The sequence below is a fragment of the Agrobacterium sp. lyk4-40-TYG-31 genome, from assembly GCF_030209855.1.
Classification (GTDB): Bacteria; Pseudomonadota; Alphaproteobacteria; order Rhizobiales; family Rhizobiaceae; genus Agrobacterium; species Agrobacterium vaccinii.
On the sequence record NZ_JARVRE010000009.1, the window covers coordinates 391,785 to 401,768 of the forward strand.

Annotated in this window: 10 protein-coding genes; all 10 read left to right on the forward strand. The window is 59.0% G+C overall.

Translation table 11 applies throughout. The features are described 5' to 3' along the window. The 10 genes from QRN55_RS18740 to zwf all read left to right on the forward strand — a co-directional run bounded on the left by QRN55_RS18740 (position 1) and on the right by zwf (position 9,857). Positions 1-1,104: an ABC transporter permease gene (locus QRN55_RS18740; protein ID WP_284777836.1), complete on the forward strand. Its 1,104-nt coding sequence runs from the start codon at positions 1-3 to the stop codon at positions 1,102-1,104. 5 nt (positions 1,105-1,109) lie between these two features. Then, entirely contained in the window at positions 1,110-2,081 is a 972-nt protein-coding gene (locus tag QRN55_RS18745) for an ABC transporter permease (RefSeq protein WP_045230166.1), read from the forward strand. 3 nt (positions 2,082-2,084) lie between these two features. Continuing rightward, the gene (locus QRN55_RS18750) at positions 2,085-2,474 is read left to right on the forward strand and encodes a cytidine deaminase (protein ID WP_284777837.1); all 390 of its coding nucleotides are present in this window, start codon (positions 2,085-2,087) and stop codon (positions 2,472-2,474) included. After that, positions 2,474-3,274, forward strand: coding sequence for a purine-nucleoside phosphorylase (locus QRN55_RS18755; protein WP_284777838.1), 801 nt, complete (start codon positions 2,474-2,476; stop codon positions 3,272-3,274). The genes QRN55_RS18750 and QRN55_RS18755 overlap by 1 nt, the downstream gene beginning before the upstream one ends. Positions 3,275-3,276: 2 nt before the next feature. After that, entirely contained in the window at positions 3,277-4,050 is a 774-nt protein-coding gene (deoC, locus tag QRN55_RS18760; RefSeq protein ID WP_233135634.1) for a deoxyribose-phosphate aldolase, read from the forward strand. Between the two features lie 6 nt (positions 4,051-4,056). Continuing rightward, entirely contained in the window at positions 4,057-5,367 is a 1,311-nt protein-coding gene (gene deoA / locus QRN55_RS18765) for a thymidine phosphorylase (protein WP_284777839.1), read from the forward strand. A gap of 706 nt (positions 5,368-6,073) precedes the next feature. Then, positions 6,074-7,279 (forward strand): bifunctional phosphopantothenoylcysteine decarboxylase/phosphopantothenate--cysteine ligase CoaBC, encoded by a 1,206-nt coding sequence (gene coaBC / locus QRN55_RS18770; RefSeq protein ID WP_284777840.1) that lies wholly within the window; start codon positions 6,074-6,076, stop codon positions 7,277-7,279. Next, positions 7,276-7,635, forward strand: a complete 360-nt coding sequence (locus QRN55_RS18775; protein ID WP_284777841.1) for an MmcQ/YjbR family DNA-binding protein — start codon at positions 7,276-7,278, stop codon at positions 7,633-7,635. The genes coaBC and QRN55_RS18775 overlap by 4 nt, the downstream gene beginning before the upstream one ends. Positions 7,636-7,699: 64 nt before the next feature. Then, complete coding sequence (locus QRN55_RS18780) at positions 7,700-8,281, forward strand: histidine phosphatase family protein (protein ID WP_284777842.1); 582 nt, start codon at positions 7,700-7,702, stop codon at positions 8,279-8,281. Between the two features lie 58 nt (positions 8,282-8,339). Beyond that, positions 8,340-9,857, forward strand: a complete 1,518-nt coding sequence (zwf, locus tag QRN55_RS18785) for a glucose-6-phosphate dehydrogenase (RefSeq protein WP_284777843.1) — start codon at positions 8,340-8,342, stop codon at positions 9,855-9,857. The last annotated feature ends 127 nt before the right edge of the window (positions 9,858-9,984 follow it).

A 9,984-nucleotide genomic window follows, 5' to 3' on the forward strand; every position in this document is an offset into this window, starting at 1 on the left:
ATGAGTACAGCTTCCGTCCCCCTTCCCAACTGGATGTCCTACGGCCTTCTGCCGTTGCTCAACCTCGTCACCGCCTTTTTCATCTCCGGCCTCGTGGTCTGGGGCATTGGCGAAGATCCGTTTGCCGCCCTGCGTCTGCTGATCGAGGGTGCGCTCGGCCGTGGTGACGCCATCGGCTTTACCCTGTTTTACACCACCAGCTTCATCTTCACCGGTCTGTCGGTGGCCGTCGCCTTCCATGCGGGCCTCTTCAATATCGGCTCGGAAGGTCAGGCCTATATCGGCGGTCTGGGTGCTGCCATGGTCGCACTGGCGCTGGATCGTTACGTGCCCTGGTATGTCACCATGCCTTTCGCCGTTATCGGTGCCGCCGTGTTTGGTGCGGCCTGGGCCTTCATTCCCGGCTGGCTTCAGGCGAAGCGCGGCAGCCACGTCGTCATCACCACCATCATGTTCAACTTCATCGCAGCGGCCTTGATGGTCTATCTGCTGGTCAACGTCTTTATCGTGCCCGGCAAGATGGCGCCGGAAACCCGTACCTTCCTGCCCGGTGGCCAATTGCCGAAGCTGGATTGGTTGATGGCGATGTTCGGCCTGAAACTCGGCCCCGCGCCCTTCAACGTCTCCTTCATCATTGCGCTGGTTGCCGCCTTCCTCGTCTGGGTGCTCATCTGGCGCACAAAGCTGGGTTATGAAATGCGCACGCTCGGCATCAGTCCTTCTGCGGCTGTTTATGCTGGCATTCCCTATTCCCGCACCGTCATCATCGCCATGCTGATCTCAGGCGGTCTGGCAGGCATGATGGCACTCAACCCTGTCATGGGCGCGTCTGCACGCTTGCAGGTGGAATTCGTCGGTGGTGCAGGCTTCGTCGGCATCGCCGTGTCGTTGATGGGGCGCAGCCACCCGCTCGGCATCGTCTTTGCGGCCCTTCTCTTCGGCATTCTCTATCAGGGCGGCGCCGATCTTTCGTTTGAAATGCCCAACATCACCCGCGAGATGATCGTCGTCATTCAGGGCCTCGTCATCCTGTTTGCTGGCGCGCTTGAATATATGTACCGCCCCGCGCTGGTGCGCATCTACCAACAATTCGTGAAGAGGTAAGGCCCATGGAAACCTTCGATATGCTGGTCAGCATTCTCGGTTCGACCGTCCGCCTGACCATTCCGCTGTTGTTTACGGCCCTTGCAGGCCTGTTTTCGGAACGCGCCGGTGTGTTCGATATCGGCCTTGAGGGCAAGATGCTGGCTGCGGCCTTCGCATCGGCCTGCGTGGCCTATATCACGTCCGACCCCTGGGCGGGTCTGGCCGCCGGTATCGGCGTTTCGATCTTCTTTTCGCTGGTCCACGGCTTTGCCGTCATCACCAACCGCGGCAACCAGATCGTTTCTGGCGTGGCGTTGAACTTTGTGGCTGCCGGTCTCACCGTCGTTCTGGGTCAGGCATGGTTCGGGCAGGGCGGTCGCACGCCGCAGATCACTGGCGAAGGCCGTTTCACGCCGATCATTCTGCCGGGTGTGGATGCCATGCGCGAGGTGCCTTTCATCGGCCCGCTCTATGCCAATGTCATCTCCGGCAACAATATCCTGACCTATCTCGCCTTCATCGCCGTGCCGATTTCTTGGTGGGTCTTGTACCGCACCCGCTTTGGTCTGCGCCTGCGCGCGGTGGGTGAAAATCCGGGCGCTGTCGATACGGCTGGCATTTCCGTCACATGGATGCGCTTCCGCGCCGTCATCGTCGCCGGTTTCCTTTGCGGCTTTGCAGGGACGTATCTCGCTGTCGCGCAGTCCGCCGCCTTCATCGCCAACATGTCGGCGGGCAAGGGCTATATTGCGCTGGCCGCCCTGATCTTTGCCAAATGGAAGCCGGTGCCGGTCATGTTTGCCTGCCTGCTGTTCGGCTTTCTGGATGCGGTTGCAAACTTCATGCAGGGCAAGGCCATTCCGGGCATCGGTGAAGTCCCGGTGCAAATCTTCCAGGCGCTTCCCTATATCCTCACCTGCATTTTGCTGGCCGGTTTCATCGGCGTTGCCAAGCCGCCAAAGGCCGGTGGCGTCGCTTACTCGAAGGAGCGTTAAACCATGTCCCATGAGCTTTTTGAAGCCGCCCGCGAGGCCATGGCCTTTGCCCACGCACCCTATTCGAAGTTTCCCGTCGGTGCGGCCATCCGCGCCGAAGACGGCAATATCTACAAGGGCGCCAATATAGAGAACCTGTCCTTTCCTCAAGGTTGGTGCGCAGAACCCTCCGCCATCAGTGCCATGGTCATGGGCGGGGCAAAGAAGATCACCGAAATCGCCGTCATTGCCGAGAAGCTGGCGCTCTGCCCGCCCTGCGGCGGTTGCCGCCAGAAGATCGCGGAATTCGCCTCCGCCGATACGAAGATTTATCTCTGTGACGAAGCGGGCGTACAAAAGGTCATGACCATGGATGAGCTCCTGCCCTTCAGCTTCAAGACAGAGTTGGATTGATGGATCACGCGATCATCGACGTCCTCGTGGACAGGCTGAACGGGCTGATGCCGCGCACCGCCGTGGTTCTCGGCTCCGGCCTAGGCTCTCTGGTGGACGAGGTGGCCGACCCGATCCGCATTCCCTATGCCGAAATCCCCGGCTTTCCCGAAAGCGCTGTTTCCGGCCATGCGGGCGAGCTGGTGGCGGGATATCTCGGCGGCCAGCCCATCCTCATGTTGGCGGGCCGCGTCCATTATTACGAACAGGGCAATGCCAGCGCCATGCGCCCGGCCATCGAGGCTCTCTGCGGCATCGGTGTTCAATCGCTGATTCTCACGAATTCCGCAGGCTCTGTTCGCCAAGACATGCCACCCGGATCGGTCATGCAGATCACCGACCACATCAATTATTCCGGCATGAACCCGCTGATCGGCGAAGAAAGCGACAGCCGTTTTGTTGGCATGACCAGCGCTTATGATGCGGATATGTCGATTGCCATGCGCAACGCCGCCATGCGCGCCACCGTGCCGCTATTTTCGGGCGTTTATATGTGGTTCTCCGGCCCCAGCTTCGAAACACCGGCGGAAATCCGCATGGCCCGCACGCTGGGTGCGGATGCCGTTGGCATGTCCACCGTGCCGGAAGTCATCCTTGCGCGCTTTTTCGGGATGCGCGTTGCCGCCGCTTCCGTTATTACCAATTACGGTGCCGGAATGACCGGGGCCGAACTGAGCCATGACGAAACCAAAGACATGGCGCCCATAGGCGGCAAGAGACTGGCCGCGATCTTAACGGAAATGATTTCAGGAGGAAATTGAGCATGGAACTTCAGCGCCCGCGCGAAGCCGCCGCTCTCGCCTTGTCCTTGCTGGACCTCACCAATCTCAAGGAAGACTGCACGCCGGAGCAGATCGCTGCCCTGTGCCAGAAAGCCCACACGCAATACGGCACAACAGCTGCCATCTGCATCTGGCCGCGTTTCGTGGCTCAGGCCCGCGCCGCTTTCGGCAAGGATCACTCGATCCGCATCGCAACCGTCGTCAATTTCCCCTCCGGCGATCTCGATGTCGCAACCGTTGTCGGCGAGACCGAACGCGCCATTGCCGATGGTGCCGATGAAATCGATCTGGTCATTCCCTACAGGAAATTCATAGCAGGCGATGAAAATGCGGTGTCAGAAATGGTCGCTGCCGTCCGCAAAGCCTGTGTTGCACCTGTCCTGCTGAAAGTCATTCTCGAAACCGGCGAGTTGAAGGACAAGGCGCTCATCCGCCGCGCTTCCGAGATTGCCATTGCCGAGGGTGCGGATTTCATCAAGACCTCCACCGGCAAGGTCGCGGTCAACGCCACGCTGGAAGCCGCCGACATCATGTTGCAGTCCATCAGAGACAGCAAGAAGAAGGTAGGGTTCAAGCCCGCCGGCGGCATCGGCACGGTGGAAGATGCAACGCTTTATCTGCGTCTGGCGGAAACCATCATGCAGCCCAACTGGGCCATGCCCTCCACCTTCCGCTTCGGCGCCTCAGGCATTCTGGACGATATCTTGAACGTGCTGGGCGGTGGCGAACCGGCCAAGTCCGCCAGCGGATATTGATCCCGCATGATCCCGCAGGAAATCATCCGCCGCAAACGCGATGGGCAGGTGCTGACGGCGGATGAGATTTCCGCCTTCATCTCCGGTCTGTCCAAGGGTTCGATTTCCGAAGGGCAAGCCGCAGCCTTCGCCATGGCCGTGTTCTTTCGCGGCATGCGCCGCGATGAGACGGTGGCCCTGACGCTGGCCATGCGCGACAGCGGCGATGTTCTGTCATGGGCCGATATCGGCAAACCCATTGCCGACAAGCACTCCACCGGCGGCGTGGGCGATAATGTCTCGCTCATGCTCGCCCCCATCGTCGCCGCCTGCGGTCTGGCGGTTCCGATGATTTCGGGCAAGGGCCTCGGACACACCGGCGGCACGCTGGATAAGCTCGAATCCATACCAGGCTATGATATCATGCCTGACGAAGCCCTCTTTCGCCGCACGGTCAAAGACGTAGGCTGCGCCATCATCGGCCAGACGGGTGATCTCGCCCCAGCCGACAAGCGGCTCTATGCCATCAGAGACGTAACCGCGACGGTGGATTCCGTTCCCCTGATCACCGCCTCCATCCTGTCGAAGAAGCTCGCTGCGGGCCTTGAAACGCTGGTTCTGGACGTGAAATTCGGCAATGGCGCCTTCATGCAGAGCGCCGACGAGGCCGAGCAACTGGCGCGGTCTCTGGTGGAGGTCGCCAATGGCGCAGGCGTCAAAACCTCCGTTCTCATCACCGATATGAACGAGCCGCTTGCCGATGCGGCAGGCAACGCGCTCGAAATCATCCATTGTCTGGATTTTCTGAGCGGCAAAAAGGCCGGAACCCGTATCGAAACGCTGGTGCTCGCCTTCGCCGCTGAAATGCTCATGCAATCTGGCCTTGTCAACAGCCTCATCGAAGGCGAAGCCATGGCGCGCAAGGCGCTTGCCTCCGGTGCGGCCATGGAGCGTTTCGGCCATATGATCTCAGCCCTTGGCGGCCCCTCGGATTTCATCGAAAAGCCGGGTGACTATCTCAAACCGGCACCCCATATCGCGGCGGTTCTGGCAACCGAAACCGGTTTTCTGTCCTCCTGCCAGACGCGCGATCTTGGCATGGTCGTGGTCGGCCTTGGCGGCGGTCGTCGCCATCCAAGTGATGTCATCGATCATCGTGTCGGCATGTCACATATTCTGCCCTTGGGAACGAAGGTGGAGAAGGGTCAGCCGATTGCTGTGATACATGCGGCAACGCAGGACGATGCGGACAAGGCAGTGGCGGTGGTGTCGACGATCTACACGACCTCAGACGAGCCCGTATCGTCGAGCCCGATGATCGCGGGTCGCATAGGCTGAATGTGAGGGTGAAATACCCCGGATAGCAGCCGTCTCAGAAAATCCGCGAAAACCAAAAAAAGTCAAAAAACTTTTCTCCACGGCTATCTGACCCATGCCTACAATCCTCCCACTTTCGCCGCGGAGCTGTTTCGCGAGACATGGAGGCGGCGAAGGCTGGTGGGTGGACGCAGACGTGCGGCCAGACATCAGGAATACCATGTCAGGGTAAGACCGGTGGACCTGATTTTCTCGACGCGAAAGACCATTCACGGCTTTCGGACTGGGCGAGGCGAAACGGTTCGGCGGATACTGCCTGTCACGCTCAGCCCGGATTATTCACGGTCCGGTCTGGGCAAGACATGGCTGCAAGAACGAAAGACCAGAGGCCAAGCAAATGCGGACGCCAACGACACCACCATACCAGAGACCTTTCCGCATTTGCGTGTGTTCTCCGGGTTGAAACGAAACAGGACACGGGTGCCTCGCATCGCGTGAACGGCGAGGCGTATCTTAAACGTTAGCAGTCCTCATCCATCATCCTGAGCCCTGTCGAAGGAGAGGTGCGCGCGAAGCGACCCTCGAAGGACGAGGGCTGCGGAACGGATGCTTCGAGGCTTTGCCCTTTGGCCAAAGCACCTCAGCATGAGGGTGGAGCGCGCCCACGCGATTGCACTTTGAAAGCCAAGGGCTTAGGTTTCCATCAAACAGGAATTCGGTCGGCATCATGGCACTTTCGGGCAAGCATATTCTTCTCATCATCTCCGGCGGCATCGCAGCCTATAAGAGCCTCGATCTCATCCGTCGCCTGAAGGAGCGCGGCGCGAAGGTGACGCCTGTCATGACGCGCGGGGCACAGGAATTCGTCACACCCCTTGCCGTCGGTGCCCTCTCGGCCACCCATGTCTTTAGCGAACTGTTTTCGCGCCAGGACGAGCAGGATGTCGGCCATATCAGACTGGCGCGTGATTGCGATCTGGTTCTGGTCGCACCTGCCACCGCCGATCTGATGGCGAAGATGGCCAATGGCCTGGCCGATGATCTGGCCTCCACCGTTCTGCTGGCCACAGATCGCAAGGTGCTTGTCGCGCCCGCCATGAACCCCAAAATGTGGACCGCCAAGGCAACTCGGCGCAACATCGAAACCTTGAAAGCCGATGGCATCTATTTCATCGGACCTATGTCCGGCGAGATGGCGGAAAAAGGCGAGGCCGGCCTTGGCCGCATGGCCGAGCCGTTACAGATCGTGGAGGTGGTCGAAACACTTTTGGACGACAGACCGAAGCCGCTTGCCGGCAAAAAAGCCATCGTCACGTCAGGCCCCACGCATGAGCCGATCGACCCCGTCCGCTACATCGCCAACCGCTCCTCCGGCAAGCAAGGCCATGCCATTGCGGCAGCGTTGGCGGAACTCGGCGCCGAGGTAACGCTCGTCTCCGGCCCCGTCACGATTGCCGATCCGGCGGGCGTGAACACCGTCCACGTCGAACGGGCCGAGGAGATGCTGGATGCAGTCATCTCGAATCTGCCGGTCGATATTGCGGTGATGGTCGCAGCTGTCGCCGACTGGCGGGTGGCAACGGCGGTCGATCAGAAGATCAAGAAGCAACCGGACGGCCAGCCTCCCGCCCTGCACATGGTCGAAAACCCGGATATTCTCAAAACCATCGGCCACCACGCCAACAGGCCGAAAATCGTCGTCGGCTTCGCCGCGGAAACTCAGGATGTCGAAACGAACGGGCGAGCCAAGCTCACGCGCAAGGGCGCCGACCTCATCGTCGCCAACGACGTGTCTGCCCAAACCGGTATCATGGGTGGAGATCGCAACAGCGTGAAGATCATCTCGGCAGATGGCGTCGAGGCATGGCCTGATCTCGACAAGACCGAGGTCGCAAGACGCCTTGCAGCGCTGATTGCGGATAGATTCGCATGACGATTTTTGACCGAGATGGGTTCGATGCATTCTTGGGGACGTGGCCGGGTGTCGCCTTCGTTGACCAATGGGATTCCCATGTCGCGAAAGTGGGAGACAAGGTCTTTGCCGTTCTCGGAGAGCGGGAAAATTGGCGGCTTGTCATCAAGTGTTCCGAGGAAAGCTTCGAAATTCTGACGTCGCTGGACGGGATTGGGCAGGCGCCCTATTTCGCCAAACGCAAATGGATTTCGATTTCCGACCAAGCGTCGCTCGAACCCGAAGAGATAGAGCATTACGTCCAACGATCCTATGCGTTGGTTGCGTCAGGATTGACGAGGAAGTTACGAGCAGAGCTGGGCATCGTGTTGACGTGAGCGACCCGGTCTTCGGACAACGTAAGACCAATGAAGAAAATCATTTGTGCAGGAAAGCAGAGCGATGAGTACGAAATTTCCGCAGATCGTTCTCGTCAGACACGGAGAGACCGAATGGTCCCTCTCCGGTCGCCACACGGGGCGCAGCGACATACCACTGACGGAAAACGGCGAGTTGGCTGCCAAGACGCTGGCGGCGCGCCTGCCAGCGCTCGATTTCGCTGCCGTTTACACCAGCCCCTCGCAGCGGGCGCGCAAAACCTGTGACCTCGCAGGCCTCGGTTCCCGTGCAGCGATAGACAATAATCTGGCCGAGTGGGACTACGGGCGTTACGAGGGCGTAACGACCAAGGACATCCAAGCCGAAGCACCGGGGTGGAACGTTTTTCGCGATGGTTGCCCCGGCGGGGAATCGACCAGAGATATCGAAAAAAGAGCCGATGATGTCATCGCAAAACTGAAATCCGGGACTGGCAATATCCTCATTTTCTCCAGCTCCCATTTTCTCAGAGTCCTCGCTGCCAGATGGTTAGGACTGACGGCGGAAGCGGGCTCGCTTTTCATTGTTGATACCACTGGTATCAGTGTCCTCGGTTACGAACACAATCTGGATGAACCCGTCATCCGAAGCTGGAATCAGACATAATCCTGTCCGAAGGCTGAACTAGGTTAAAGCACAGATTGAAAATGTTGGAGATTTCGCCTTGGACGCTGCACCTGCCCCTCCGGTAACACTTGTGATCTTCGGCGCCACTGGCGATCTCACCAGTCGCCTGTTGATTCCGTCCCTCGTCAATCTCACGCGCAGCGGACTGGTTGGAGACGATCTCCACATCCTAGGTGTTGGTATCGAGCCCGGTGACGATGCCATGCTGGTGGACAAACTCGATGGCTTTCTCTCAACGTTGGGCGGGACAGAGCCGCTGTCTGCCGATCCGGCATGGCTGCGTCTCAAGCAGCGCATTTCCTATGTGAGCGGCGACTTCACAAAGGACGAAGTCTTTACAGAGGTCGCTCGTCGACTGACCCAAGCGCCATCAGGAAACGCTGCCTTTTACCTCGCAGTGCCGCCGCAGTTTTTCGGAACGATCGTGGAGAAGCTGGGCCAGCATGGTCTCGTGACTGAAAACGATGCTGCTTTCAGACGGCTGGCGATTGAAAAGCCATTCGGGACCGATCTCGCTTCGGCGCGCGCCCTGAACGCAAAAATCCTGAACACCGTCTCCGAGAACCAAGTCTACCGGCTGGATCACTTCCTCGGCAAGGAGACCGTCCAAAACATCATGACGGCGCGTTTCGCCAACATGATGATCGAGTCACTCTGGAACAATAACTACATCGATCATGTCCAGATCACCGCTGCGGAGGTTGTGGATGTTGGATCACGGGGCAAATTCTACGATGCCACCGGTGCCCTGCGCGACATGGTGCCGAACCATCTTTTCCAATTGCTCGCAATGGTCGCCATGGAGCCGCCGAACAGCTTCGACGCGGAGGCAATCCGCAACGAAAAGAGCAAGGTGCTCCAGGCGCTACGCATTTGCACACCGGAAGAAGCCGCCAGCCATTCTGCACGTGGCGTCTACACGGCCGGAACGCTCAACGGCGTTGAAGTCCCCGCCTACAGGGACACGAAGGACGTCGCCCCCGCCAGCACCACGGAAACATTCGTGGCTCTCAAACTGTACGCGGACACGTGGCGCTGGGCAGGCGTTCCCTTTTATCTCAGAACTGGGAAAGCCATGGCTGCACGAGACACCGAAGTGGTCGTCACCTTCAAAAAAGTACCCTTCGCCCAGTTTCGCCAAACGGAAGTCACGCCCAAACTGCCTCCCAACAGGCTCGTCATTCAGGTCCAGCCCGACGAAGGCATCAGCATGGAAATGTCCATCAAATCACCCGGTCAGTCAGTAGACACCGTCCCCGTCTCGCTTGACTTTCGCTACGCTCAACAATTCGATATCAGCAAAATGACGGGGTACGAGTCGCTGCTGTACGAACTGTTCATGGGAGATCAAACCCTGTTTCAACGCGCCGATGGCATCGAAGCCGGATGGGCGGCGGTCCAACCCTTTCTGGATTTGTGGGCGAAAGAAGGCGTGCCAGAGGACTATGAGGCCGGCAGCCTGGGGCCGCAGTCAGCTCAAGATTTGATAGAAGAGGATGGGCGTGAATGGCGAGGGCTCGGCGTGCTGAGACCCCATGCGAAGCCAAAAAAGTGAGAATGCGGTAGTGACAAGGTAACCTAGTGCCTTCGTCAAGCTTCCCGGACAGGTTGATTGGGCGGTATTTTGCATTGGTTGCGGGGGCAGGATTTGAACCTGCGGCCTTCAGGTTATGAGCCTGACG

Excerpts from the sequence above, each read along its gene's own strand:
- deoC (WP_233135634.1), top strand. The coding sequence starts at position 3,277 with ATGGAACTTCAGCGCCCGCGCGAAGCCGCCGCTCTCGCCTTGTCCTTG.
- QRN55_RS18750 (WP_284777837.1), top strand. The coding sequence starts at position 2,085 with ATGTCCCATGAGCTTTTTGAAGCCGCCCGCGAGGCCATGGCCTTTGCC.
- QRN55_RS18780 (WP_284777842.1), top strand. The coding sequence starts at position 7,700 with ATGAGTACGAAATTTCCGCAGATCGTTCTCGTCAGACACGGAGAGACC.
- deoA (WP_284777839.1), top strand. The coding sequence starts at position 4,057 with ATGATCCCGCAGGAAATCATCCGCCGCAAACGCGATGGGCAGGTGCTG.
- QRN55_RS18755 (WP_284777838.1), top strand. The coding sequence starts at position 2,474 with ATGGATCACGCGATCATCGACGTCCTCGTGGACAGGCTGAACGGGCTG.
- QRN55_RS18745 (WP_045230166.1), top strand. The coding sequence starts at position 1,110 with ATGGAAACCTTCGATATGCTGGTCAGCATTCTCGGTTCGACCGTCCGC.
- QRN55_RS18775 (WP_284777841.1), top strand. The coding sequence starts at position 7,276 with ATGACGATTTTTGACCGAGATGGGTTCGATGCATTCTTGGGGACGTGG.
- coaBC (WP_284777840.1), top strand. The coding sequence starts at position 6,074 with ATGGCACTTTCGGGCAAGCATATTCTTCTCATCATCTCCGGCGGCATC.
- QRN55_RS18740 (WP_284777836.1), top strand. The coding sequence starts at position 1 with ATGAGTACAGCTTCCGTCCCCCTTCCCAACTGGATGTCCTACGGCCTT.